The following is a 25,724-nucleotide window of genomic DNA, read 5'->3' on the forward strand; positions in this document are numbered from 1 at the left end:
CGCGCGCACTCGTCCGCGACCGCGGTCGCCGCCCGCGTGCACCCGGACCTCGACGCCGCCGCCTACCCGCTGCTCGTGCGGATCGCCCGGACCCCGGTGTGCGGTCCAGCGAGCTCGCCGACCACGTCGGCGTCGGCCGCGCGACCATCTCCCGGCAGGTCAAACGGCTCGAGGGCTACGGGCTGCTGTCCCGGCGCCCGGACCCGCAGGACTCGCGCGGTCAGCTGCTCGAGCTCACCGCCGAGGGGATGCGCCGGCTCACCGAGGCCCAGGACGCCCGGCGCGCGTGGCTGCGCGCGGCGCTGTCGTCCTGGTCGGACGACGAGGTCGACGACCTCGCGACGTCGCTGGAGCGGCTCAACGCGACGCTGGACCAGGTGACGCGCCGGACCTGACCGGGGCCGGGGTGTCGAGCGGCAGCGTGGCGGTGAACGTCGTCCCCTCCCCCACCGTGCTGCGGACGGTGAGGGTCCCGCCGTGCGCCGTCACGATCGCCTGGGTGATCGTCAGTCCCAGCCCGACGCCGGGGACGGCGTTGCGGGTCGCGGTCGACGCGCGGAAGAAGCGGCCGAACAGGTGCTCGAGCTCGGGGGCCGGTATCCCGATGCCGGTGTCGCTCACGGCGACCGTCGCGGTCGCTGCGGTGCCGTCGCCCGGGTGCCGCACCTCGACGTCGACGACGACGCGCCCGCCGCTCGGCGTGAACTTCACGGCGTTGGAGACGAGGTTGTCCAGCGCCTGACCGAGCCGGACGGCGTCCCCGTGCAGGACGACCGGTGCCTCCGTCCCGGTCGTGCCGAGTACCACCCCGGCCGTCTCGGCCGCGGGGCGCGCGGTGTCGACCGCCGCGCGCACGAGCGCGGACAGGTCGACCCGCTGGCGCACGAGGGTGAACCGCCCCGCCTCGACCTGCGCCGTGAACAGCAGGTCGCCGACGAGGCGCAGCAGGCGGGTGGCGTTGCGCTCGATCACGGCGAGGTGCTGGCGCTGCTCCGCGGTGAGGTCGCCGTCGTCGACGACGAGCTCGAGGTAGCCCAGGATCGAGCTCAGCGGTGTGCGCAGCTCGTGGCTGATCAGGCTGACGAACTCGTCCTTGAGCCGGGCGGCCTCGCGCTCGGCGCTCATGTCGGTCGCGACGAACATGTAGCCGCTCGTGGCACCACCCGGGTCGACCCGCCGGGTCACCGCGACCCGGACGATCACCAGGCTGCCGTCGTCGTGCACGTAGGTCCAGTCGCGCACGTCCGAGCCGCCCGTGAAGGCGGCCCCCACGAGGGCGCCGAACACGCCGACGTCGGCGCCGTCCGGCCCGGCCGCCACCAGCTCGCGGCGACGCGCCGCGAGCTCCTCGGGCAGGTGCAGGTCCGTGATCCGCCGCCGCCCGACGACGTCGTCGCGCGACCACCCCACGAGCCGTTCCGCACCGGGGTTGAACACGTCGATCACGCCGTGGGTGTCGGTGCCGATGATCGCCTGCTCGGTCGCGGCGTCGATGACGCTCGCGAACAGGTCCCGCGCCCGCTGCACCTCCTCGGTCCGGACGGCGAGGTCGCGCGCGGTGCGCTCGCTGCGCGCGAGCAGCTGCGCCTCGGTCCGGCTCAGCTCCTCGAGCGCGACGGTGCGGGCGCGGCGCCGCTCGCTGATCGTGTTGACGGTGACGCCGACGACCAGCACGACGAGCGTGGCGTACAGACCGCGCAGCAGCTCGACGCGCGCGCCGGGGCCGGTCACGGTGAGGGCGGGCCCGAGGACCACCGCGGCGGAGGCGACCACCGACAGCGCGACGCCGCGACGCCCGCGCTCGGACGCCGCGAGCACGACGGGCAGGAAGAGCAGTCCGGTGAACGGCGACGCGGGCCCACCGGTGCCCGCCCGGAGCAGCCCCACGGCCAGCAGCTGGAGGGCGGGCAGGACGAGCCGGGCGTCCGTGGGCAACCGTCCCCACGGCACCGCCAGGGCGAGCACGGCCACGACCATGACGACGCCCGCGGCCACCGGCACGAGGTCGGTGAACGTCGGCGGGATGTGCAGGACGAGCAGCCCCAGCAGCGACGCGAGGAACAGGGCGATGAACGGCACCTGCCGCGCCAGGACCGATCCGTCGTCCTCCCACATGCGGGTGAGCCGGTCCAGCCAGTCACCACGGGCCGGCTCGCCGGCCACCGTCAGGCCGACGGCTCGAACGTCAGCGAGAGCGAGTTCATGCAGAACCGGTCACCGGTCGGGGTCTGCGGGGCGTCGTCGAACACGTGGCCCAGGTGCGAGCCGCACCGGCGGCAGCGCACCTCCGTGCGGACCATGCCCATGCTCCGGTCCTCGAGCAGCTCGACGGCGTCGCCGGCGAGCGGGGAGAAGAAGCTCGGCCAGCCGCAGTGCGAGTCGAACTTCGTGTCCGAGCGGAACAGCTCGTTGCTGCACGCGCGGCAGCGGTAGACGCCCTCGCGGTCCTCACCGAGCAGCTCGCCGGTGTACGGCCGCTCCGTCCCGGCGCGGCGCAGCACCGCGAACTCCTGCGGGTCCAGGGTGAGCTGCCACTCCTCGTCGGTCTTGGTCACCTCGTACGGCATGGGTCCCTCTCCTGTGGCGATCACACCCGTCCGGGTGACGGGTGGGCACGACGACGCCGCCCCGGCGGGGACGGCAGAGGCCGGCGTCGGAGCAAACGCTCCGCCACCGGCCCCTGTTCCGCACGGGCTGGACCCGTCACGGGTGTCAGCGCGAGCGACGACGCCCCGACGCGGCACCGCGCGACATCTCGACGGCGCCACTGCGGCCACCGGTCGAGGAGGAGTACACGGCGGTCGAGCCGCCCTGCGGCGCCCGGGCGGGACGACCGGATGATGCACCGCCACCGCCACCGCCGGAGCGGGCAGCGCCGGAGCGCGCGCCCCCACCCGAGGCGGGGGCACCGGCGGCACCGGCGCCGGAGTGGCGACGTCGGCCGCCACCGCGCGGGCCGCGTCCCCCGCCACCGGCGGAACCGGCGGGACGCTGCTGCGGCACCGACACGGGCTCCGGCGCCGGCATGACGACGGGGGCGACCTCGCCGACGAGCGCGGCGATCACCGGGGAGCCGGGGCCCACGCGCTGCGGGGTGACGGTGATCTTCGCCAGGCGGGTGAGCGTCCGGACGTCACCGGCCTGCTCGGGCAGCATCACCGTGACGACGTCCCCGGCGGAGCCGGCGCGGGCGGTGCGGCCGGAGCGGTGCAGGTACGCCTTGTGCTCGGCCGGCGGGTCGACGTGGACGACGAGCTCGATGTCGTCGACGTGGATGCCGCGCGCGGCGATGTCGGTCGCGCAGAGCACGCGCACGTCACCGGACGAGAACGCGGCGAGGTTCCGCTCGCGGGCCGGCTGGCTCAGGTTGCCGTGCAGGTCCACCGCCGGGATGCCGGCCGCGGTCAGCTGCTTCGCGAGCTTCTTGGCCTGGTGCTTGGTGCGCGTGAAGAGCACGCGGCGCCCGGTGCCCGAGGCGAGCTGGTTGACGACGAGCTGCTTGGAGGCGGCGTCGTGCACGGCGAGCACGTGGTGGGTCATCTTCGCGACGGGCGACTCCGCGGAGTCCACCGAGTGCGTGAGCGGGTTGCTGAGGTACCGCTTGACCAGCAGGTCCACGCCGTTGTCCAGGGTCGCGGAGAAGAGCATCCGCTGGCCCCGCTTCGGCGTCTTGTCCATGATCCGCTTCACGCCGGGCAGGAAGCCGAGGTCGGCCATGTGGTCGGCCTCGTCCAGGACGGTGATCTCGACGCCGTCGAGCGTCAGCAGGCGCTGGTTGAGCAGGTCCTCGAGGCGCCCGGGGCACGCGACGAGGATGTCGACGCCGCCGTTGAGCGCGGAGACCTGCTTGCCCTGCGACACGCCACCGAAGATCGTCGTGATGCTCAGGCGCTCGGCCCGGGCCAGCGGCTCGAGGGTCGCGGTGATCTGGGTCGCGAGCTCACGGGTCGGCGCGAGCACGAGGCCACGCGGCCGGGCCGCCTTGCGCGGTGCCTGAGAGGCGGCGAGACGCGCGACCATCGGCAGGGAGAACGCGAGGGTCTTGCCGGAGCCGGTGCGGCCGCGGCCGAGCACGTCGCGGCCCTGCAGGGTGTCCGGCAGGGTCGCGGTCTGGATGGGGAACGGCTCGAGGATGCCGCCCGTCGCGAGCGAGCGGACGAGGGTCTCGGGCACGCCGAGGTCAGAGAAAGAAGGCATGGAGGGGTTCGCCTTTCCGGCGGTGGAGGGGTCGGGGCTCGCCGCGTGAACTCGCAGGTGCTCCACGACGCTGGGAGGGCGCAAACGGGCACCGCTCCGTCGTCGAGTATGCACCATGGGGTCCCCGACCCGGGTGTGAGTCGGGTCTCCCCCGCGCCGTACCGTGTCCGGCGTGCCCGTGGACCTGCTCGTCGACATCTGGGGCCGGGCGACCTCGACCCACCCCGCGCCGTCGTCCGCGACCGTGTGGGCGACCGCGGCCGTCGCGGCCGTCGCGGTCGGGTGGCGGCCGGTGTGGCGGGTCGTCCGGCACGCCGTGACGCTCGTGCACGAGGCCGGGCACGCGGGCGTCGCGGTGCTCACGGGTCGCCGCCTGGCCGGCATCCGCCTGCACTCGGACACCTCGGGGCTGACGACGTCGGTCGGGCGGCCCCGCGGTCCCGGGATGGTGGCGACCGCGGCGGCCGGCTACCTCGCGCCCGCGGGGCTCGGCCTCCTCGCGGCGTGGGCGACGGCGCACGGCCGCGGGGTCGGGCTGCTGTGGGGGCTGCTCGGCGTCGTCGTCGTGCTGGCGGTCGGCGTCCGGAACCTGTTCGGGCTGTGGTCGGTGCTGGTGACCGCGGCTGCGCTCGTCGTCGTGACGTGGTGGGTCCCGCCGGTGGGGCAGACCGCCGTCGCGTGCGCGGTGAGCTGGCTGCTCCTGCTCGGCGCGCCGCGCACCGTGGTCGAGCTCGCGCGCACCCGGCGACGCGGCGCCCGGACGTCGGACGCCGACGCCCTCGCGCGCCTCACCCACGTGCCCGCCGCGCTGTGGGTCGCCGCCTTCGGGATCGTCACGGTGGGCGCCGCGGCGCTCGGCGGCTCCGTGCTGGCGCCGGGCCTGCTGGGCGGGGTGGTCGGCTAGCCCCCGGAGCGCCGGTTCCGGTGCCGGTGCACAACGAGCCGGCCGGCGAGCCCCACGGCCAGGACCGCGGCCGCGGTGAGCGCCCCGGTGGGCGGCAGGGTCACCGCGAGGACCGCGCACCCCACGAGCCCGACGACGTGCAGCCCCGGGGCCAGCGCCGCTCGGGGCCGCGCTGGGTCAGCGCGGCCGCGTTGGCGACGCCGTAGTACAGCAGGACGCCGAACGACGAGAACCCGATCAGCGTGCGCAGGTCGGCGACCAGCACGAGCACGACGACGGCCGCGCCGACGGCACGCTCGGCCGCGTACGGCACCCGGGAGCGTGCGTGCACGGCGGCCAGCCGCCGGGGCAGGTCGCCCTCGCGCGCCATCGCGAACGTCGTCCGGCCGACACCGGCGACCAGGCCGAGCAGCGCCCCGAGGCACGCGGCCGCCGCGCCGACCCGGACGACCCACGCCCACTCCGGGCGACCGGACGCCGCGACGACGTCGACCAGCGGGGCGGTCGAGCCCGCGAGCGCGCCCGGACCGACGACGGCGAGCGCGACCGCCGCGACCGCGAGGTACACCGCGAGGACGGCCGCGAGCGCGATCCCGATCGCCCGCGGGATGGTGCGGCGCGGGTCACGCACCTCCTCGCCGAGCGTCGCGATCCGGGCGTAGCCGGCCATCGCGAAGAACAGCAGCCCCGCGGACTGCAAGACGCCCAGCACGGTGACGGGCCCGGTCGTGAGCACGGGCGCGGGCAGGGATCCCGGACCGCCCGCCGCGGCCAGCCCGACCACCACGACGAGGGTGAGCACCACGGTGGTCACCGCCACGAGCACGCGGGTCAGCCCGGCGGTGCGCGTGATCCCGCGCTCGTTGACCGCGACGAGCGCGACCACCGCGGCGACCGCGACCGGCCGCTGCCACGCGGGCGCCACGTACGCGGCGAACGTCATCGCCATCGCGGCGCACGACGCCGTCTTGCCCAACACGAAGCACCACCCGGCGGCGTACCCCCACCACGGCCCGAGGCGCTCGCGTCCGTACCGGTACGCCCCGCCGGACGTCGGCATCGCGGCGGCGAGCTGCGCGGTGGACATCGCGTTGGCGTAGGCGACGACGGCGGCCAGCCCGAGCCCCAGCAGCAGCGCCGGACCCGCGGCGGCCGCGGCCGGCGCGAGCACCGCGAACACCCCGGCGCCGAGCATCGAGCCGATGCCGAGCACGACGGCGTCGGCCAGGCCGAGACGGCGGTCGAGCTCGGGAACGGCGGGACCACCGGGCCGGGACACGGCGCGAGCCTAGGAGGCCGCGGGGGCCTAGCGTGCGGGGATGCCCTCCCCGCAGCCCCGGTCCGGTGCGCAGCCGCACGTCGCCGCGCCCCCGACCGGTTCCTCGCCCGCCGCTGCGCTCGGTCTCGCCGCGCTGCTGACCGCCGCCGGAGTCACGCACCTGACCCACCCGCGCCTGTACGACCGGCTCGTCCCGCGGTGGCTCGGTCGGCCGCGGGCATGGGTGCTGGGCAGCGGTGTCGTCGAGCTCGCGTGCGCGGCGGCCGTCGCGGTCCCGCGGACGCGCCACGCCGGCGCGCTCGCGACCGCCGGGCTGTTCGTCGCGGTCTTCCCCGGGAACGTGCAGATGGCGCTGGACTCCCGTCCGGGCGCACGGTCGTGGGCGCGACGTCCGGTGGTCGCGTGGGGTCGGCTGCCGCTGCAGGTGCCGCTCGTGCTGTGGGCGTGGCGGGTGGCCCGCACTAGCCTGCGCCCGTGACCCCCGACACCCTGCCGCCGGCTGCGGCCCCGCCCCCGCGCCGCCCCGCAGGCAGGTCGCCGCCTGGGCGCTGTGGGACTGGGGCTCGGCAGCGTTCAACGCGGTCATCACCACGTTCGTGTTCACCCGGTGGCTGACCAGCGACGCGTTCGTCGACCCCGCGACCGTCGCCGACGCCGCGGCGGAGGGCCTGGACGGCGGCCCCGCCACGACCGTGCTCGACGCGGTCCTCGCGCAGCACTCGGCGTGGCTGGGGTGGGGCCTGACGGCCGCGGGGCTCGTGGTCGCGCTGCTCGCACCGGTCATCGGGGCCCGCTCGGACGACGCCGGACGGCGGCGTCGGTGGCTCGCCGTGCACACCGCGGTCACCGTGGCCGTGTGCGCCGCGATGTTCTTCGTCCGGCCGGACCCCGGGTCGCTCACCGCAAACCTGCTGCTCGGGATCGCGCTCCTGGCGACCGCCGACGTCTTCTTCGAGCTGGCGAGCGTCAACTACAACGCGATGCTGGCGCAGGTCTCGACGCCCGCGACGCGTGGCCGGGTGAGCGGGATCGGCTGGGGCGCGGGGTACCTGGGCGGCATCGTGCTGCTGCTCGTGCTGTTCGTGGGGTTCATCGACCCCGAGGTCGGCTGGTTCGGCGTGACCGGTGCCGACGGGCTCGACATCCGCCTGTCCGTGCTGCTCGCCGCGGTGTGGTTCGGGCTCTTCGCGGTGCCCGTCCTGCTCGCGGTGCCCGAGGCCCCGCCGAACGAGCGGCGGCCGCGGACCGGTGTCGTCGCCTCCTACCGCCGGCTCCTCGCCGACGTCGCCGCGCTGTGGCACCACCAGCGGCCCACCCTGCGGTTCCTCGTCGCGAGCGCGGTGTACCGCGACGGGCTGGCCGGGGTGTTCACGTTCGGCGCGGTGATCGCCTCGGGGACGTTCGGGTTCAGCGCGAGCGAGGTCGTGCTGTTCGCCATCGCCGCGAACGTCGTCGCCGGGGTGTCCACGGTCGTCGCCGGCTTCCTCGACGACCGCGTGGGCCCCAAGGCGATCATCGTCACCGCGCTGGCCGGGCTGCTCGTCGCCGCCGCCGCCGTGTTCGTCCTGCACGACGCCGGGCAGACGGCCTTCTGGGTCTTCGGCCTCGCGCTCTGCCTGTTCGTGGGGCCGGCGCAGTCCTGCAGCCGGTCGCTGCTGTCCCGGGTCATCCCGCCGGGGCGCGAGGCCGAGGTGTTCGGCCTGTACGCGACGACCGGCCGGGCCGCGAGCTTCCTCGCGCCGCTCGCGTTCTCCACGGCCGTCGTCGTCTCCGGCTCCCAGCACTGGGGCATCGTCGGGCTCATGGTCGTCGTGGGGCTGGGTCTGGCGCTGCTGCTGCCGCTGCCCGTCGGTGGGCGCCGGCCCCGGTCGCCGCAGCCGGTACCGCGATGACCGACGGCGGTTGGACCGACGTCGAGAGGCCCGACGTCGACCGCACCCCGTGGGTCGCGGACCCGCTGGGTCCGGGCTGGGAGCAGACCACGTTCGACCTGGGCGCCGACGACGAGGGGCCCGTGGTCGCGACGCTCGTCCGGCGCGTCCTGGCCGGCGCCGACCCGGCCGCCCCGGACGGCGGCGACCCCGCCGAGCCGGACGCGCCCGGCCGGGGCCGACCCGCGGTGCTGTACCTGCACGGCTTCAACGACTACTTCTTCCAGACGCACCTCGCCGACCGCTGCGAGGAGCACGGGTACACGCTGTACGCGCTCGACCTGCGCAAGTGCGGGCGCTCGCTGCGGCCGTGGCAGACGCCGCACTACTGCGCCGACCTGCGCGAGTACGTCCCCGAGCTCGACGCCGCGGCGCGGACGATCCGCACCGAGCTCGGGCACGCCCGCCTCGTGGTCATGGGGCACTCGACAGGTGGGCTGCTCGCGAGCCTGTGGGCGCACCGCGTCCGGCGTGCGGGGCTGGTGGACGCGCTCGTGCTCAACAGCCCCTGGTTCGACCTCAACGCGCCGTGGTTCCGGCGCGTGGTGCAGACCCGGGTCGTCGACGCGCTCGGGCCGCTCGACCCGCTGCGCGTGGTGTCCCGGGGCGGGTCGCCGTACTCGCGACGCCTGCACGTGAGCAACGGCGGACGCTGGGAGTACGACCTCGAGCTCAAGGCCGCCGCCGGCATCCCGGCGCGCGCCGGGTGGCTGCGGGCGATCCGCCGCGGTCACGCCCGCCTCGCCCGCGGGCTCGACGTGACCGTCCCGGTGCTCGTGTGCACGGCGGCGGCCAGCGGGCCGAACGACGAGGGCAAGCCCGACCTGGCGCGGCAGGACACCGTGCTCGACGTCGACCACATCGCGGCCCGCGCCCCGCTCCTCGGCCCCGAGGTGACCTTGGTGCGGATCGACGACGGGATCCACGACCTGAGCCTGTCGGACGAGCCGGCGCAGTCGGCCTTCTTCGCGACGGTGTTCGGCTGGCTCGCCGACCACCTCCCCGCCGGAGCAGGTCCGGGCCGGTCACCGTCCCGGGGCGCGCCCAGGATCGGGGAGGATGGCACCCGACCCGCGGCCGACGGCGCGGGCTGACGGAGGAGTTCGCGTGCACGGAGACCCGGTGTCCAGGGCGGTGTCCGACGACGCGAGCCACGTGCTCGGCGAGCTCGCCATCGCCGCCGCCGGGATCGGCACGTTCGACTGGGACCTCGACGCCGGGGTCCTGACCTGGGACGACCAGCTCATCACGATGTTCGGCTTCGACCGCGACACGTTCGACCGCACCATCGACGGCTTCAACGCCGCGGTCCACCCCCACGACCTGCCACGCGTGACCCACGCGCTGCGGACGTCGATCGCGACCTGCGGCGACTACGAGGCCGAGTACCGCATCGTCCTGCCGAACGGCGCGACCCGCTGGATCGCTGCCCGCGGGCGGGCCCTGCCCGGTGACGACGGACGCGCCCACCGTGTGCTCGGTGCCGCGTACGACACGACCGCCGGCCGGGAGAGCGGGACCCGGGTCGGCCGGGTTCTGGAGGCGATGCCCACCGCCTTCTACTCCACGGACCGGGAGTGGCGCTTCACGTACGTCAACGCGGAGGCCGAGCGACTGCTCGGTCGCACGCGCGACGAGCTGCTCGGCCGCATCCAGTGGGAGCTGTTCCCGGCCGCCGTCGACTCGGACTTCGAGACGCACTACCGGGCCGCGATGGCCACCGGGCGTCCGGTGACCTTCGAGGCCTACTACCCCGAGCCGCTCGACCAGTGGTACGAGCTGCGCGCCTGGCCGGGTCCTGACGGCCTGTCGGTGTACTTCGTGGAGATCACCGAGCGCCGCCGGGCGCAGGAGGACGCCGAACGCAGCGCGGAACGCGCCGCGCTCATGGCACGGGTGACGACCGAGCTCACCGAGACCCTGCAGGGCGGCGAGGCCGTCACCCGCCTCGCCCAGCTGCTCGTACCCACGCTCGCCGACTGGTGCATCGTCACGCTCGTCGACGACGACGAGCAGGCCGGCACGCGGCGTGGACTGCGGGACGTCGCCTGGTGGCACGCCGACCCGGCGCGGCGCGACCTGCTCGAGCGGTACGCGACCCACCGGCTGGAGTCGCTGCACGAGCGCTCGCTGCTCTCGCGCGCCCTCGAGACCGGTCAGACCGTGGCCGCGGAGTCCGACGCGACGCCCCAGGCCGCGGCCATGCTCGACCCGGGCCCCGCGCGGGACGCGCTGCTCGAGCTCGCACCGGAGACGCTGCACGTGCTCCGCTGCGCGGCCGTGGTGGTCCGGTCGGCGTGGTCACCCTGGGCCGGGACGCCGGGCGCGGGCACCTGGAGGGCGAGGACCTCAGCACCGCCCAGGAGGTCGCCGGACGAGCAGGCCTCGCGCTGGACAACTCACGCCTCTACCGCCAGCAGCGGCGGCTGGCCGAGGGCCTCCAACGGTCCATGCTCACCGCCCCGCCCGAGCCGGACCACGTGCAGATCACGGTGCGCTACGAGCCGGCCGCGCAGGCGGCCCAGGTGGGCGGGGACTGGTACGACGCGTTCCTGCAGCGGGACGGCGCGACGGTGCTGGTGATCGGCGACGTCGTCGGGCACGACATCGCGGCCGCGGCCGCCATGGGCCAGGTGCGCTCGCTGCTGCGCGGGATCGCGGTCGCGACCGGGCTGGGCCCTGCCGGGCTACTGAGCGAGGTCGACCAGGCGCTGCGGACCCTGCAGACCGACACGATAGCGACCGCCGTGGTGGCGCGGGTGGAGCAGAGCGAGGACGAGCGCGAGCGCGGGGTGACGCACATCCGCTGGGCCAACGCGGGGCACCCGCCGCCCATGGTGCTGAACCCCGACGGCACCGTCGCGGTGCTCTCCGGGATCCGGCCGGACCCGCTGCTGGGCGTCCTGCCGGACGTCCGGCGGGTGGAGTCCGAGGTGTCCCTGGACCGCGGCGCGACCGTGCTCCTGTACACCGACGGCCTCATCGAGCGCCGCGACCGCTCGCTCGTGGAGGGCATGGAGGCGCTGCGGGACGCGCTGGTGGAGCTGGGCGCCCTCGAGCTGGACGAGCTGTGCGACGCGATCCTCGCGCGCATGCTCCCGGACCACCCCGAGGACGACGTCGCCCTCGTGGCGGTCCGGCTGCACCGGCAGGACCGCCCGCGGCCCGCGGAGGCCGGGCCGAACGACGTCCCGCCGGACGTGCCGGCGGCACCGGGGATCGTGGGCCAGCCGGGCTGACGTGGTGCTGCCGGCCCTCGGGCCCACCGTTGGCGGTGGCCGCGGGCGGCCCGGCGCACGTCGGCGCCGGGCCGCCGTGCCTCAGCCGCGCAGCGCGTCGGTGAGCTTCATCCGCCCACCGGTGTGCAGCACGCCGCGCTGGTAGACGCGCGCGGCCAGCCAGATCAGCACCGGGATGGTGACCGCGCTGATCGCGATGGCGAGCGGCATCTCCCAGCCGGCGAGCGCCCCGAACGCGTCGCGCACCGGCATCATGAACGGCGCGAAGAACGGCACCTGGGACAGCACCCGGACCAGCGTGCTGTCCGGGTCGTTGGGGACGAGGAACATCGTCACGTAGAACGGCACGAACAGCAGGAACATCAGCGGGGTGGTGACCGAGCCGATGTCCTCCTGGCGCGAGACCAGTGCGGCGAACCCGCCGAACAGCAGCGCGTAGAGCAGGAACCCGAGCAGGAACCACACGACGAGCCAGATCATCGCCGCGCCGACGTCGACGCTCAGGCCCTCGACGCCGAGGATGCGGGTCGCCACGACGAGCGCCCCGCCCAGCACGACCACCTGGAACAACCCGTAGATGCCGATCCCGAGGATCTTGCCCGCGAGCAGCTGGGTCGGCTTGATGGTGGACAGCAGGATCTCCACCACGCGCGACGTCTTCTCCTCGACGACCCCCATCGCGATCATCGAGCCGGACCCGATGAGCGCGAACAGCAGCAGCGAGATCATCACGGTCGCGATCCCGAAGGCCGCGCCGTCGAACCCGGCCTCGTCGTCCGGCGGGTCGAGCGCCTCGACCTGCGGCACCGCCGCGGCCATCGCCTGCTCGAACTCGGTCGGGTCGCCGCCGAGCTCACCGATCCGGTCCGACACGACGTAGGCGCGGACCGCCGCGGTGACCATGTCCATGACGGCGGGGTCGGCCTCCTGGTGGACCACCACACGCGGTGACGCGGGGTCACCGGTGACGAAGGCGTCCAGCGGCGCGTCCGCCTCGTCGTCCCCGATCGCGGCGCGCGCCTCCTCCGCCGTCATCGTCGTGATCTCGACGTCCGTGCCGGTCGCCTGCGCGGCCGCACTGATCTGCGGCTCCAGCGCGGCGGTGCTCTGCTCGACGGCGACCCGGGTCGCCTCCGGCGTGCTCTCGCGCTCCAGGAAGTACCGACCGACGCCCGCGCCGACGAGGATCACCACGAGCATGACGACCATCGAGATGATGTTCGCCTTGGTCAGCATGCGGGTGACGATCTCCCGGCGCGCGACCATCCAGACCACGTTGCCCCTCATGCCGCCACCTCTCGTCGGCCGCGGCGTCGTCGGCCCCCGTCGGGTGACTCCGCGGGCTCTGCGGGCTCGACCTCGGGGACGTCCGTCGCGGACACGACGCCGCGGAACAGGTCGGCCAGGGTCGGCCGGACGGGCGAGAACTCGTGCACCGTGCCCAGGCGCAGGGCGGACGTCAGCAGCGTCTGCGCGACCTCGGGCGAGGCGTCGTCGAGCTCGACGACGACGGCGCCCGGGCGCGGCGTGGCGGGCAGCACGGTGACGCCGGGGACCGCGGTGACCGTCGCGGCGACCGCGGCGTCCTCGGCGCGGACGTCGAGGAGGTAGCGCGGCCGGTCGGTGCGGCGCAGCTCGTCGATGGTGCCCAGGGCCTCCATCTGCCCGGAGCGGACGATGCCGACGCGGTCGCACAACCGCTCGACCAGGTCGAGCTGGTGGCTGGAGAAGATGACCGGCACGCCGGCGTCGGCGCGCTCGCGCAGCACGGTGCTCATGACGTCGACGGCGACCGGGTCGAGCCCCGAGAAGGGCTCGTCCAGCACGAGGATGTCGGGGTCGTGGACGAGGGCCGCGGCGAGCTGGACGCGCTGCTGGTTGCCGAGCGAGAGCTTCTCGACGTTGTCCCCACGCCGGGCGCCGACGCCGAGACGGTCCGTCCAGCGGTCGACGGCGCTGCGGGCGTCGGCGGGGCTCATGCCGTGCAGCCCGGCGAGGAACATGAGCTGGTCGCCCACCTTCATCTTCGGGTAGAGCCCGCGCTCCTCGGGCATGTAGCCGACACGGCGACGCGCCTCGAGATCCAGGGCGGACCCGTTCCAGCGCACCTCGCCCGAGTCCGCGGCGAGGACGCCGAGCATGATGCGCATCGCCGTCGTCTTGCCGGCGCCGTTGGAGCCGACGAAGCCGAAGATCTCACCGGCTCGGACGTCGAAGGTCAGGTCCTGGAGGGCCCGCAGGCTCCCGTAGGACTTGTTCAGGTGGTCGATCTCGAGCACGCTCACGCGGCCGTTCCCTCCCGGGGGTGGTGGCCCGCTCCCGGCTCGGCACGACAGCCCCGGTCGGGGCACCGCACCGCGCCGCGATCGCGGGTTCGTGGTGGTCCGGCCAACGTAGCAAGTCGCGGGTCGGAGCGGTGCGTGGTAAAGCGCGTGGTGGTGCGGGCGCGGTCCGGGCGCGCCCGCCCGACGTGATGAGGGCGATCGCCTCGGCGAAGAATTGACGGAAAGCCCACGCGCACCGTCGGTGCTGATTCGCGGGCATCGGCGCCGACGCCACCCGTCGATATGAACAGGCAGCCCACACGTCACGCTCTCCACAGCACCGGGAATGGGCCGGGAGAATGTCTGTGGGTCGCCGGAGAATTGTGGGGCCGGCACGGGCCGGGCGCAGCGACCGGAGGGAGGCGGCATTCATGGACGAACCCGCTCTGCCGTCGCCGGAGAGCGAGGACGGCGACACCGCGTCGCTCGCCCCTCAGGTCGCTGCGGCCTTGGCGTCGATGGACGCCGCGGTGTCCGTGCTCGCAGACCTGGACCTGTCGGTGCTCGATGGCCGCCAGGCAGCCGTGGTCACCCGCCGACTCGCGGAGGTGACCAGCCGCGCGGCCGTGGCGAAGGTCCGGTTGCTGCCGGTGATCGACGACGACGGCGTCTGGACGCTCAGCGGTGCGCGGTCGTTCCCGGTGTGGCTGGCCCACGACCACCGGCTGTCGGTCGCGACTGCCCGGGCGCAGGTGCGGCTGGGGCGGACGCTGCGTGACCACCACCGGTCACTGCGGCTGCTGCCGTGGCGGGTGAGGTGACGGTGGAGCAGGCGCAGGTCATCGCGACCCTCGCTCCCACGAGCGAGCAGCGTCGCGAGCTGCTGGCGGACCCTGAGCACGAGTGCAACAAGACCCTCGTGGTGGAGCAGGCGCGGCAGCTGTCGGTCGACGAGACCCGGGTGCTCGTCCGCCACTGGGCCGCCTATGCCGACCCGGACGCCGACGACCGCGGGTACGTCGACTCGTGCGACCGCGAACGCCTGGACATCGCCCGCCTCGGGGACGGGTACCGGGTCGAGGGGCAGCTCACCGCGGAGCACGGGCAGGCGCTCAAGGCCGCCCTCGCCGCAGTGACGCCGGTGCCGGCGGCGGATGACGACCGCACCTCGTCCCAACGGCGCGCTCACGCCCTCGGCGACGTGGCCCAGGTCGTGCTCGACAACGGGCTCGCCGGCACCGGGCGCGCGGTACGCCCGGTGGTGACCGTGCTGGTCGACTACCCGACCCTGGCCGCCCTGGTCACCGCCGCAGACACCCGGCCCCGGCAGGGCAGCCTCCTCGACGACGCGGGCAGCGGGGACGGGGCGAGCGACGAGGGCCCGTCCCGCACCCCACCGGTGCTGACAAAGGCGATGCTGACCGGCCAGACCGTCGCCGGGGGCCCGTCGGCCGTACCGAACGAACGTTTACCCGAGCCAGGCGCGCAGCGATCATCGCCCGCGACAAACACTGCCGATATCCCACGTGCACCGCACCACCCATCATCTGCCAGGCGCACCATGTCGAACAATGGGCACGCGACGGCGGAAAGACGAGCGTGGACAACGGCATCCTGCTGTGCGCATTCCACCACCGGACGATCCACGACCGCGACATCGCCATTCGCCGTCACCACGGCCGATGGGAGTTCACCGACCGCCACGGGACGACGATCGATCCCGACCGGGACAGACCGCTCGCCGCGCGCTGGCGGAGATCCGGACCAGCGACGGGATGACGGGGCGGCTGCAGGGTCGGTGCATCCAGCAGCGATCCTCCGCCCGTAGTGGGAGCAGGACGTCACCCCGACGCCCCGCGCGCACCGCCGCGCGACCCTCACCCCGAGGAGCTGGTCCCCATGAGCCACCGCCGTCTCGTGACCTCCCTGGCCGCCGCGGCCGTCGCCGTCGGCACGGTCGCCGCACCTGCGGCCGCCGCACCGACAGCCGCATCCGCCGCCGCCGGACCGGGCACGACGAGCCTCGCCTCGGTCCTGCTGGCCGACGGCGACACCTTCGATCACCGCTGGTCCGACTACGACGTCGTCACCCAGGTCGTGCTGGCGGTCCTGGCTGCCAAGCCGGACAGCCCGGTGGGCCTGCTGACCGACGGCACGGTCCCGCTGACGGCTTTCCTGCCCGACGACCGCGCCTTCCGCATCCTCGCCCGTGACGTGACCGGCAGCTGGGAGCGCACCGAGTCCGCCGTCTTCGACGACGTCGCGTCGCTCGGCATCGACACCGTCGAGGCGGTCCTGCTCTACCACGTGGTCCCCGGCGCCACGATCGACTCCCGCACCGCGCTCGCCTCCGACGGCGCCGCGCTGACGACCGCGAGCGGCGGCACGGTCACCGTCGACGTCCTGAGCCGCCGTGGCGGCGTGGCCCGGCTCGTCGACGCCGACCGCAACGACTTCAACCCGTTCCTGGACCGCCGCGCGCTCGACGTCAACGCGGGCAACGCGCAGATCGCCCACGGCATCACCGCGGTGCTGCGGCCGGCCGACCTCTGACCCACGACAGGGGCGACGGGGTGGCCGGTCGATCCCGACCGACCACCCCGTCGCCACCGCACGGCCGACGTTCCGCCGTGCCTACCGTGAGCCCATGACGACTCCCCCGCCGCCGCCGCGCCGCCGACTCGTCCCGGTCGTCGTCGGGGTGGCCGTGGCCGCCGGCCTCGGGCTCGGCGCGGCGGCTCTCGTCGGCCGACCGGACAGCGCGCCGCAGTCGCGGGCGACCTCCGCCCCGAGCGCGGGGACCACAGCCGGCGCACCCGCCGCGCCGACCCCCACCGCGTCCTCCACGCCCGCCCCGGCGCCCGCCCCGGTCGACCCCACCGCCGCACCAGCACCCGACGTCGACCTCGACGCCCCGAGCCTGGCGTTCCTCGGCGACTCGCTCACGGTCGGGGTCGGCGCACCGCCCGAGCGCGGCTTCGCGTGGCAGACGGCGCGGACGCTCGGGTGGCCGATCGCCGTCGTCGACGGTGTCTCCGGCAGCGGGTTCGTCGCCCCGGGCCTCGGCCGACCGATGCCCGCCCGCGTGGCGGACGTCGTCGCGGCACGCCCGGACGTCGTCGTCGTCGCCGGCGGGTCGAACGACGTCTTCGGCGGGTACGACGCCGACGACGTCGGTGCCGCCGCCACCGCACTCCTCGGCGACCTGAGCGCCGGGCTGCCGGACGCGACCGTCGTCGTGATGGGGCCGTTCCCCACCTCGCTCGCCGGCGCCGGTGCCGCGAGCCCGGTCCGGGACGCCGTCCGCAGCGCGGCCGAGGCGGCCGGCGCGCACTGGGTGGACGCCGCGACGATCGTCACCGCGACGGTGTCCGCGGAGAGCGACTGGGAGCGGTACATCAGCGCGGACGGGCTCCACCCGAACGAGCTGGGGTACGCCCGGCTGGCGCAGGCGCTGGCCGCCGAGCTGGACGCCGTCGTCGGCTGAGCACCCGACGCGTGGTCGCGACGACCGCCCTACGGTGTGGCCCATGCCGTCCGACGTCGCCGCAGCCGTGCGCGGCCCCCTGCTGCCCGCCGCCCTCGTCTCGCTCGCCGGCTTCCTCGCCTTCGGCCTGGACCAGCGCGAGGCCGGGTACGGCGTCCTCGCGGTCGGGGTCGCGCTGGGCCTGGTGATGGACCGCGCGCTCGGCAAGGACCTCGCCCTCATCGCCTTCGGGCTCGTGGTCATGAGCGCGGTACCGATCACGACCGACATCAGCACGTCCCACATGATCACGATGGGGACGGCGATGACGCTCGCGGTCGCCGGGCCGTACCTCGTGTCGCGCTACGTGTACCGCGACCACGCGGTGCGGTTCCCGATCCGGACCGGCGAGCGGTGGACCCGGCTCGAGAAGATCTACCTCGCCGCCGTGCCCGTGCTGGGGTACCTCCTGCTGCCGGTGTACATGATCCCCACCGGGGTCTACGAGAACTGGCCGGCGGTGCGCGACGCGGAGGGCATCGGCCGGCTGTTCCTCGGGACCAACGTGCTCGGGATCTGGGACGAGCTGTTCTTCATCTGCACGGTGTTCACGCTGCTGCGCCGGCACCTGTCGTTCTGGCAGGCCAACCTGCTCCAGGCGGTGCTGTTCACGTCGTTCCTGTACGAGCTCGGGTTCCACGCGTGGGGCCCGGTGCTCATCTACGCCTTCGCCCTGATCCAGGGGTACATCTTCGGGCTGACCCGCTCGCTGACGTACGTGGTGTGCGTGCACCTGCTGTTCGACCTCGTCCTCTTCCTCGTCCTCGTGCACGCGCACAACCGCAGCTGGCTGGACGTCTTCCTGTACTGACCTCGCCGGACCGGTCGGGTGACGTCCCCGCGGATCGGGCCTCTGGGACCTTCGATCGGGTCGCGTCCCGTGCCAGGTCCCTTATCGTGGCTGCGATCCCACGCCCAGCGGCGCCGTCGAGCGGCGCACCGACACGACGAGGAGCCCCGTGACCGCCCTCGCGCCGCCGCGCTCCCACCCGGGACCGGGCCTCCGCCACGAGGCGGTGCTCGTCTCGGGTACCGACGACCTGCTCGCGCGTGCGGTGCCCTTCGTCCGGGACGGTCTGGCCGACGACGAGCCGGTGATGGTCGCACTCGTCGACGCGCAGTGGCAGCCCCTGCGCGCCGCCCTCGGCGACGCGGCCGACCTCGTCCACCACGTCGACATGGCCGAGCTGGGCCGCAACCCCGCCCGCCTCCTGCCCGCCTGGCACGACTTCATCGACCGGCACGGCGCCGGGACGCGCCCCCTGCGCGGTCTCGGCGCCCCCGTCTGGGCCGGCCGCACCGCCGCCGAGGTCGCCGAGTGCCACCTGCACGAGGCCCTGCTCAACGTCGCCCTGCGGCCGGGGACGCCGCTGTGGCTGCTGTGCCCGTACGACGTCGCCGCCCTCCCCGCACGTGGCGGACGAGGTGCGCCGCAGCCACCCGACCGTCACCGACGCCGCCGGAGCGCCCCTCGATGCCGCCTGCGACGTCGACCGTGCCCGCGCCCTGTGGCGCCGCGACCTCCCGCCGGCCGCGGGCCCCGTGGAGGCCGTGGCCTTCGGGCGCGGCGACCTCGGCGCGGTGCGCCGGCTCGTCCGGCAGCGGGCGACCCCGGCGCTTGGTCCCGCCCGCGCCGCGGACCTGACCCTCGCGGTGAACGAGCTGACCGCGAACAGCCTCGACCACGGCGGCGGGCGGGGCGTCCTGCGCACCTGGTCCGAGCCGGGTGCGCTCCTGTTCGAGGTCGCCGACTCCGGCCGCCTCGACGACGTCCTGGTCGGGCGCACCCCACCGGTGCCCGGGCAGCCCAGGGGCCGCGGGGTGTGGATGGTCAACCAGCTGTGCGACCTCGTCCAGATCCGGTCCACCGCGGCCGGGACGGTCGTGCGCGTCCACAGCTGGGTGTGACCCCCACCGGCCGGACAATGTCCGCGACGGGTGAGGACGACGGCGCGATGGAAGACGGCGCGATGGACGACAGCGCGATGGATGACGGCGCGGTGGATGACGGCGGCACCGGCAGCACCGCCGATGACCGGGACGCGTCCGACGTCGTGGCGATCGCCCACAGCCTGTACGCGCTGCCGCCCGCCGAGTTCGTCCCCGCGCGCAACGCCCGCGCCAAGGCGGTCCGCGCGTCGGGCGACCGTGACGGGGCCCGCGTCGTGGCGGCACTGCGTCGTCCGTCCGTGGGCGCGTGGGTCGTCGACGTCCTCGTCCGCGAGCGCCCCGACGACGTCGCCGACCTCCTCGCCACCGGGACGCAGCTGCTCGCCGCACAGGCGGCCGGTGACGGGGTGGCCCTGCGGGACCTGACCCGTCGTCGGCACGAGCAGACCGCGGCCCTGCGCCGAAGGGCCGCCGCTCTCGCCGACGCGGCAGGCCAGCGGCTGAGCGGCACCGTCGCCACCGCGGTCGAGGGCACCCTGCACGCGGCGATGGCCGACGCCGGTGCGGCGGCCGCGGTGCGCACCGGCCTCCTGGTGCGCGACCTCACGAGCACGGGCTTCGACCCGGTCGACCTGGTGGGCGCCGTCGCCGTCCCGGACGCGCCGCCCCTGCTCGCGCCGTCCGACGACGTCCGCGCGGCCGCACCCGGCGAGGCGGGCAGCCGCGCCGCCGGCGGGACCGAAGACGGCGACCGTGGCGACGGGGACGCGGGCGCGGGCGCGGGCGCGGACGAGCCGACGCGGATCCTGCCCGGTCGGCGCACGGCACCGCGGACGTCCGGGCGCGCGGTGGGCCGGCGTGGTGCCGCGCGGGAGCCCGGGGAGCGCGGGGACGCGGGCGCGCCCGCGGTCGACGAGCGGGCCACCGACGAACGCGCGGCCGAACACCGAGCGGTCGAGCAACGAGCGACCGAGCAGCTCGCGGCCGAACGACGAGCAGCCGAGCGACGAGCGGCCGAGCTCGCTGCGGCCCGGCGCGAGCTCGCGGAGGCGGAGCGACGGGCCACCGAGGCGCGGACCGCACGGCGGGCCGCCGACGCCGCCGTCGACCGGGCCGGGCGGCGACGGGCCGACGTGGCAGCGGAGGTCGACCGGTTGTCCGCCCGGTTGGCGGAGCTCCGCGGCGAGGCACGCACGGCCGACCGCGACCACCGCCGCGCGGTCGACGAGCGCGAGGCTGCCGACGCGGTGGAGGTGGAGGCTGCCGACGCGGTCCGTGCGGCACGCGACCGGCTCGACGGGCTGCGCTGACCTGCTCCGACGTCGGGAGGATCCCGACTGCCGTCGTGCCATCCCCAGCGGCGATGCTCCCGGCCGTGCCCGCCGCCCCGCTCCGTCGCGCAGCCGGGAACCGGTCGGCCCTATCGTGAGTTGTCATGAACATGACCGGCTCACCACCTGAGCCGCTCGGCGCTCCCCGTCCCCCGCCCCTGGCGGTGTCGGCGCGGTGACCACCGAGTGGCTGCTCCTCCTCCTCGTCGTCGTCCTCATCGGGTTCAACGCGCTGTTCGTCGCCGCAGAGTTCGCTCTGGTGACCGTCGACCGACCCACCGTCGCGCGGCTCGCCGAGTCCGGCGACAAGCGCGGCACCAGCATCCAGGCGGCCCTGCGCAGCCTGTCGACCCAGCTCTCCGGTGCTCAGCTCGGCATCACCGTGACAAGCCTGGTGGTCGGCTTCATCGCCGAGCCGTCGATCGCGTCCCTGCTGCGCGGCCCCCTCGAGGGCACCGGTCTCACCGAGCCCGTGAGCGCGGGCATCGCCCTGACCGCCGCGTTCCTCATCGCGACCGCGACGCAGATGGTGTTCGGCGAGCTCGTGCCCAAGAACTGGGCCATCTCCGAGCCGTTGCGGGTCGGGCGCGTCGTCGCCGGGCCGCAGCGCGCGTTCTCCTGGATCGCCGGGCCGCTCCTGCGGTTCCTCAACGGCTCCGCGAACCGGCTCGTGCGCGCGATGGGCATCGAGCCGCAGGAGGAGCTCGCGTCGGCCCGCTCCGCGCAGGAGCTTGGATCCCTCGTCGCCCGCTCCGCCGAGCGCGGCCTGCTCGACGCGGAGACGGCGCGCCGCGTCGAGCACTCCGTGGCGCTGGGTGAGCGCACCGCCGCCGATGCCATGACACCCCGGCCGCGGGTGCGCTTCCTCGAGGCCGCCGACCCCGTCCACGACGTCCTCGTCCTCGCCGCACGCACGGGCCACGCCCGGTTCCCCGTGCAGGGACGTGACGTCGACGACGTCGTCGGGGTCGTCCACTTCAAGCACGCCCTCGCCGTCCCTGCCGACGAGCGGCACCGACGCACCGTCGCGGAGATCATCCGACCCGTGCGCGCGGTGCCGTCGGCGATGCCGCTCGACGCCGTCCTGGCCGAGCTCCGCCACGGGCTGCAGATGGCCGTCGTCGTCGACGAGTACGACGGCACGGACGGGATCATCACCCTGGAGGACCTCGTCGAGGAGATCGTCGGGGAGATCGAGGACGAGCAGGACCGCCCCGCGGGACGCCACCGGCAGCTCCCCGACGGCTCCTGGACGCTGTCCGGCCTGCTGCGCCCGGACGAGGTCGACGACATCACCGGCATCGAGATCCCCGACGGCGAGGAGTCCGACACCCTGGGTGGCCTGGTGACCGAGCGCCTCGAGCGGTTCCCCGCGGTCGGCGACGAGGTGCGCCTGCCGGCCCGGGACACGACGCGCCCGGACGCCGACGGCCTCCCGACGCCGGTCGAGGCGCACCTGCGGGTCACGCGGCTCGACGGGCGACGCGTGGACCGGCTGCACCTCGCCGTCGTCGACGTCGGGACGGGCGACCCGTCACCGGACGACCGGTCCGACGACGGGTCGGCGCCCAGACCGCGCGACCGCCGTGACCGCCACGACCGGACGGAGGCCGACCATGGCTGACGCGACCGCCCTGCTGGTCGCCGTGCTGCTGCTCGCCGGCAACGCCTTCTTCGTCGGCGCCGAGTTCGCGCTCATCTCGGCCCGGCGCACCCAGATCGAGCCCCGCGCCGCCGAGGGCTCCGGCGCCGCACGCCTCACCCTGCGGGCCATGGAGCGGGTGTCGCTCATGATGGCCGGGGCGCAGCTCGGCATCACGATGTGCTCGCTCGGGCTGGGCGCCATCGCGGAGCCGGCCGTCGCCCACCTCCTCGAGATCCCGCTGGCGGCCATCGGCATCTCCGGCCCGCTGCTGCACACCGTCGCGTTCACGATCGCGCTGGCGATCGTCGTGTTCCTGCACATGGTCCTGGGCGAGATGGTGCCCAAGAACATCGCCATCGCCGGGCCGGAGCGCAGCGCGATCCTGCTCGGGCCGGTCCTCTACGGGATCGTGCTCGTCCTCAAGCCGCTGATCGTCGCGCTCAACTGGGTCGCCAACGTGGTGCTGCGGCTGCTGCGCGTCGACCCGAAGGACGAGGTCGCGTCGGCGTTCACGGCCGACGAGGTCGCCGCGTTCGTGGCGGAGTCCCGGCAGGAGGGGTTGCTCGACGACGACGCGCACACCCTGCTGACGAGTGCGCTGAGCATCAGCACGGAGCCGGTGAGCGCGGTCGTGGTGCCGCTCGCGGACCTCGTCGTGCTGCCGGCGGACGTCACCTCGGCGCAGGCCGAGGCCACGTGCATCCGCACGGGGTTCTCCCGGTTCCCGGTGACCGGCGCGGACGGCACCCTGCAGGGGTACCTGCACGTCAAGGACCTGCTGATGGCGCCCGCCGGGACGCAGGATCAGCCGGTCCCCCGCAGCACGTCCGGCCGCTCGCCCGGATCAGCGCGGACACGACGCTGGACGTCGCCCTCGCGCAGATGCAGGCACGCGGGGCGCACGTGGCCCTCGTGCACGACGAGGACACCGTCGTGGGCGCCGCCATGCTGGAGGACGTCGTCGAGCGGCTCGTCGGCGAGGTGGTCGACGCCGGTCAGCTCGCGGCACCCGGCACCGGCCCGGTCACCCGACGGTCACCGCGACCGCGCCCGTGACGCCCACGGCGCGTCGCGGGCGTCCGTCCGCGTACCGTGGTCCCCGGCGGACGCCGCGACCGGAGACCCGGTCGCGGCGTCCCCGGGCCTCTAGCTCAATCGGTAGAGCTGCGGACTTTTAATCCGTCGGTTGTGGGTTCGAGCCCCACGGGGCCCACCGACCGGCCAGGGCACCGCACTGCGCCGTCACGGTCCGTCGCCGTGACCAGCGCCGGGACCACCGCCGTCACCGGCTCCCTCACCACCCCCGTCGCCGTCCTCGCGGGGGACGCGCCGGTCCGGCAGCGGCAGCGCCTGGGTGCGCCCGACGTCGTCGCGCACGGGGTCCGGGGGCAGCGGCACCTCGCGCTCCCCGGTGCGGTCCCGGTCGGAGAAGACGTCGGCACCGGGACCGGAGAACGCCTGGGCGCGCTGGATGGCCCCCAGGCTCCCGGTGAACAGGCGCCCCTCGTCGCGCCGGCCGACGCGGGGGTGACCCGGTCGCCGTCGGTCCCCTCGGCACCGGCGACCCAGCGCGCCGAGCGGCGGACCGGGACCGTGGCACCGGCCCATGCGGGCACGTCGTCGTCGGCGGACGAGTCGTCGTCGGACGAGTCGTGGTCGGACGAGTCGTGGTCGGACGAGTCGTGGTCGGACGAGTCGTGGTCCGGTGGGTCGTCCTCGGCGGGGCGGGCGGCTTGCGGGTCGACCAGGACCGGGAGGTGCGCCGCGGTGTCGTCGAGGTCGTCCTCGGCGGGCCGCGCGGCCGACGGCGCGAGGACGACCGGGACGTGGGCGGCGTCGTCGGCGGCGTCGACCGCGGGTGGCCGGGCACCGGTGGCGTCGTCGAGCTGCCCCTCGGGGCGGGGCAGCGCCGGCTGATCCGCCCAGGACGTCGCCCGGACCGTGTGCGCGACGTCCTCGATGCGCGTCCGGGGCAGCGCCCCCGGCCGGCTGCGCTGCAGCCAGTCGACGAGCCCTTCGCGGACGTAGCACCGCAGGTCGAACAGCGTGGGGGCGTCCTTGGCGCTGGCCAGGGCACGGACCCGGACGTAGCCGCTGGTCGCCTCGGTGACCTGGAGGATGCCGACCCGGCCGTCCCACAGGTCCGTGTCGTCGAGGAGGTCGGTGAGCTCGCGCCGCATCGCGTCGACCGGCACCGACCAGTCGAGGTCGAGCTCGACGGTTCCCAGCAGGTCCGCGGACCGACGGGTCCAGTTCTGGAACGGCGTGGTCGTGAAGTAGGTCGACGGCAGGAGCAGGCGTCGGTCGTCCCACAGGTGCACGACGACGTAGGTGAGCGTGATCTCCTCGATCCGCCCCCACTCCCCCTCGACGACGACGACGTCGTCCACCCGGATGGCGTCGGTGAAGGCGAGCTGCAGGCCGGCGAAGACGTTCGCCAGCGTGCTCTGCGCCGCGAGCCCCGCGACGACCGACAGCAGACCGGCCGACGCGAAGATGCTCGCGCCGGCGGCCCGGGCGCCCGGGAACGTCATGAGGACGCCCGCGAGGGCGCACAGCGCGAGGACCGAGACGGTCACCCGCCGCAGGACGGTGATCTGGGTGCGCACCCGCCGGGCGTGCCGGTTGTCCGCGACGTCGACGCGGTACCGGGCCAGGGCGGCGTCCTCGGCCACGAAGGCGAGGGCGCCGGCCAGCCACGCGACCGCCACGATGAGGGCGATGAGCAGGACGTGCTCGGCGGTCACCCGCCAGTCGGCCTGGTCCGTGGTGACCCGCAGCGCGAGCCAGACCGCCACGATGACGAACGTCACCTGCATGGGCCGACGCGCCCGCTTGAGCACGTCCATCGCCAGCGACGACCGCTTGGCCACCGTGCGCACCACGGCCGAGACCACCGCCGCGACCACGAGGGCTGCGACCACGGCGACGGCCACCGCACCCACCGGCACCACGACGTCGACGGTCTCGGTCACGGCTTCCGATCGCATCGCTCCAGGCTACGGCCCGGCGTGTCTGCTCGGACACGCCGATGTGGTCCGGACCACCTCACGGCGCCGTCTCGACATGCGGCCCTTGTCGGGGGGTCTACGTTCCGTCACGAAGGTCAACCGGCCCGCAACTGCAACGAGAGGGAACCTCATGATCGGCAGCATCATCGGCGCCATCGTCATCGGTGCCATCATCGGCGCCCTGGGCCGTCTGTTCGCCCCCGGCCGCCAGAACATCTCGCTCGTCGTCACGATCATCGTCGGCATCATCGCTGCGTTCCTCGGGACGGCGCTGTGGGAAGGCGTGCTCGCTGGCGAGGGCAACCAGGACACCGGCGGCATCGACTGGATCGAGCACATCATCCAGGTCGTGCTCGCCGTCATCGGCGTGATCATCGCCGCGCGTCTGCTGGGCAACCGCAGCCGCACGCGCTGACGTCACCCGACGTCGAACGACCGGTGCCCGGCAGCCCTCGGCTGCCGGGCACCGGTGCGTCGGAGGTCGGTCCGGGCGCGTCCGGACGCGGG

Annotated in this window: 21 protein-coding genes, 1 tRNA gene and 5 pseudogenes; 20 read left to right on the forward strand and 7 right to left on the reverse strand. The window is 74.9% G+C overall.

Going from position 1 to position 25,724, the window contains the following annotated elements:
• Positions 1–98: 98 nt before the first annotated feature.
• Entirely contained in the window at positions 99–395 is a 297-nt protein-coding gene (locus REH70_RS17490) for a MarR family transcriptional regulator (RefSeq protein WP_310749257.1), read from the forward strand.
• Here REH70_RS17490 and REH70_RS17495 read toward each other — a convergent pair.
• From REH70_RS17495 to REH70_RS17505, 3 genes are all read right to left on the reverse strand, one after another.
• Positions 358–2,163 (reverse strand): ATP-binding protein, encoded by a 1,806-nt coding sequence (locus REH70_RS17495; protein WP_310749259.1) that lies wholly within the window; start codon positions 2,161–2,163, stop codon positions 358–360. The genes REH70_RS17490 and REH70_RS17495 overlap by 38 nt on opposite strands.
• Before the next feature lie 2 nt (positions 2,164–2,165).
• Positions 2,166–2,567, reverse strand: a complete 402-nt coding sequence (gene msrB, locus REH70_RS17500) for a peptide-methionine (R)-S-oxide reductase MsrB (protein WP_310749261.1) — start codon at positions 2,565–2,567, stop codon at positions 2,166–2,168.
• 145 nt (positions 2,568–2,712) lie between these two features.
• Positions 2,713–4,197, reverse strand: a complete 1,485-nt coding sequence (locus tag REH70_RS17505) for a DEAD/DEAH box helicase (protein WP_310749263.1) — start codon at positions 4,195–4,197, stop codon at positions 2,713–2,715.
• 172 nt (positions 4,198–4,369) lie between these two features.
• Here REH70_RS17505 and REH70_RS17510 point away from each other — a divergent pair, with 172 nt between their 5' ends.
• A complete protein-coding gene (locus tag REH70_RS17510) occupies positions 4,370–5,101 on the forward strand; it encodes a M50 family metallopeptidase (protein ID WP_310749267.1) in 732 nt (243 codons plus the stop codon).
• On the opposite strand, the pseudogene REH70_RS17515 reads toward REH70_RS17510, so the two are convergent.
• Positions 5,098–6,296 (reverse strand): annotated as a pseudogene (locus REH70_RS17515) (APC family permease). The gene REH70_RS17510 and the pseudogene REH70_RS17515 sit on opposite strands and share 4 nt — an antisense overlap.
• 124 nt (positions 6,297–6,420) lie before the next feature.
• On the opposite strand from REH70_RS17515, the gene REH70_RS17520 reads away from it, so the two are divergent.
• The 5 genes and pseudogenes from REH70_RS17520 (at position 6,421) to REH70_RS17540 (ending at position 11,550) form a co-directional block, all read left to right on the forward strand.
• Positions 6,421–6,858 (forward strand): MauE/DoxX family redox-associated membrane protein, encoded by a 438-nt coding sequence (locus tag REH70_RS17520; RefSeq protein WP_310749269.1) that lies wholly within the window; start codon positions 6,421–6,423, stop codon positions 6,856–6,858.
• 58 nt (positions 6,859–6,916) lie between these two features.
• Positions 6,917–8,272: pseudogene (locus tag REH70_RS17525) on the forward strand (MFS transporter); the annotation flags it as partial.
• Entirely contained in the window at positions 8,269–9,405 is a 1,137-nt protein-coding gene (locus REH70_RS17530) for an alpha/beta hydrolase (RefSeq protein ID WP_310749271.1), read from the forward strand. The pseudogene REH70_RS17525 and the gene REH70_RS17530, both read left to right, overlap by 4 nt.
• A gap of 13 nt (positions 9,406–9,418) precedes the next feature.
• The gene (locus REH70_RS17535) at positions 9,419–10,894 is read left to right on the forward strand and encodes a PAS domain-containing protein (RefSeq protein ID WP_310749273.1); all 1,476 of its coding nucleotides are present in this window, start codon (positions 9,419–9,421) and stop codon (positions 10,892–10,894) included.
• Positions 10,891–11,550, forward strand: a complete 660-nt coding sequence (locus REH70_RS17540; RefSeq protein WP_310754392.1) for a PP2C family protein-serine/threonine phosphatase — start codon at positions 10,891–10,893, stop codon at positions 11,548–11,550. Before REH70_RS17535 ends, REH70_RS17540 begins: the two co-directional genes overlap by 4 nt.
• Before the next feature lie 81 nt (positions 11,551–11,631).
• Here the strand turns inward: REH70_RS17540 and REH70_RS17545 are convergent, their stop codons facing one another.
• On the reverse strand, positions 11,632–12,837 hold the full coding sequence (locus tag REH70_RS17545) for an ABC transporter permease (RefSeq protein WP_310749275.1): 1,206 nt from the start codon (positions 12,835–12,837) through the stop codon (positions 11,632–11,634).
• Entirely contained in the window at positions 12,834–13,835 is a 1,002-nt protein-coding gene (locus REH70_RS17550; protein WP_310749281.1) for an ATP-binding cassette domain-containing protein, read from the reverse strand. The genes REH70_RS17545 and REH70_RS17550 overlap by 4 nt, the downstream gene beginning before the upstream one ends.
• A gap of 410 nt (positions 13,836–14,245) precedes the next feature.
• On the opposite strand from REH70_RS17550, the gene REH70_RS17555 reads away from it, so the two are divergent.
• From REH70_RS17555 to REH70_RS17605, 13 genes and pseudogenes are all read left to right on the forward strand, one after another.
• Positions 14,246–14,635, forward strand: coding sequence for a hypothetical protein (locus REH70_RS17555; protein WP_310749284.1), 390 nt, complete (start codon positions 14,246–14,248; stop codon positions 14,633–14,635).
• A gap of 2 nt (positions 14,636–14,637) precedes the next feature.
• A pseudogene (locus REH70_RS20890) lies at positions 14,638–15,051 on the forward strand (DUF222 domain-containing protein); the annotation flags it as partial.
• Positions 15,052–15,359: 308 nt separating this feature from the next.
• Positions 15,360–15,593 carry an HNH endonuclease gene (locus tag REH70_RS20895; RefSeq protein ID WP_396134768.1) on the forward strand — a complete coding sequence of 78 codons (234 nt, stop codon included), beginning with the start codon at positions 15,360–15,362 and terminating at the stop codon, positions 15,591–15,593.
• Between the two features lie 120 nt (positions 15,594–15,713).
• Positions 15,714–16,367 (forward strand): fasciclin domain-containing protein, encoded by a 654-nt coding sequence (locus tag REH70_RS17565; RefSeq protein WP_310749289.1) that lies wholly within the window; start codon positions 15,714–15,716, stop codon positions 16,365–16,367.
• A 94-nt stretch (positions 16,368–16,461) separates the two neighbouring features.
• Positions 16,462–17,301 (forward strand): SGNH/GDSL hydrolase family protein, encoded by an 840-nt coding sequence (locus tag REH70_RS17570; protein WP_310749292.1) that lies wholly within the window; start codon positions 16,462–16,464, stop codon positions 17,299–17,301.
• A gap of 43 nt (positions 17,302–17,344) precedes the next feature.
• Positions 17,345–18,151 carry a type II CAAX prenyl endopeptidase Rce1 family protein gene (locus REH70_RS17575; protein ID WP_310749296.1) on the forward strand — a complete coding sequence of 269 codons (807 nt, stop codon included), beginning with the start codon at positions 17,345–17,347 and terminating at the stop codon, positions 18,149–18,151.
• A 244-nt stretch (positions 18,152–18,395) separates the two neighbouring features.
• Positions 18,396–18,695 (forward strand): annotated as a pseudogene (locus tag REH70_RS20900) (MEDS domain-containing protein); the annotation flags it as partial.
• Between the two features lie 58 nt (positions 18,696–18,753).
• Positions 18,754–19,248 (forward strand): ATP-binding protein, encoded by a 495-nt coding sequence (locus REH70_RS17580; RefSeq protein ID WP_310749299.1) that lies wholly within the window; start codon positions 18,754–18,756, stop codon positions 19,246–19,248.
• 47 nt (positions 19,249–19,295) lie between these two features.
• Positions 19,296–20,540, forward strand: coding sequence for a hypothetical protein (locus tag REH70_RS17585; RefSeq protein ID WP_310749301.1), 1,245 nt, complete (start codon positions 19,296–19,298; stop codon positions 20,538–20,540).
• 196 nt (positions 20,541–20,736) lie between these two features.
• Positions 20,737–22,185 (forward strand): hemolysin family protein, encoded by a 1,449-nt coding sequence (locus REH70_RS17590; RefSeq protein WP_310749304.1) that lies wholly within the window; start codon positions 20,737–20,739, stop codon positions 22,183–22,185.
• Entirely contained in the window at positions 22,178–23,356 is a 1,179-nt protein-coding gene (locus REH70_RS17595; RefSeq protein ID WP_310749307.1) for a hemolysin family protein, read from the forward strand. Before REH70_RS17590 ends, REH70_RS17595 begins: the two co-directional genes overlap by 8 nt.
• Positions 23,347–23,419 (forward strand) — tRNA-Lys (locus REH70_RS17600). The genes REH70_RS17595 and REH70_RS17600 overlap by 10 nt, the downstream gene beginning before the upstream one ends.
• Before the next feature lie 44 nt (positions 23,420–23,463).
• The gene (locus REH70_RS17605; protein WP_310749310.1) at positions 23,464–24,123 is read left to right on the forward strand and encodes a hypothetical protein; all 660 of its coding nucleotides are present in this window, start codon (positions 23,464–23,466) and stop codon (positions 24,121–24,123) included.
• A gap of 386 nt (positions 24,124–24,509) precedes the next feature.
• Here REH70_RS17605 and REH70_RS17610 read toward each other — a convergent pair.
• A pseudogene (locus REH70_RS17610) lies at positions 24,510–25,196 on the reverse strand (mechanosensitive ion channel family protein); the annotation flags it as partial.
• Positions 25,197–25,724 lie beyond the last annotated feature (528 nt).

This window comes from Cellulomonas sp. ATA003, from assembly GCF_031582905.1.
Classification (GTDB): Bacteria; Actinomycetota; Actinomycetes; order Actinomycetales; family Cellulomonadaceae; genus Pengzhenrongella.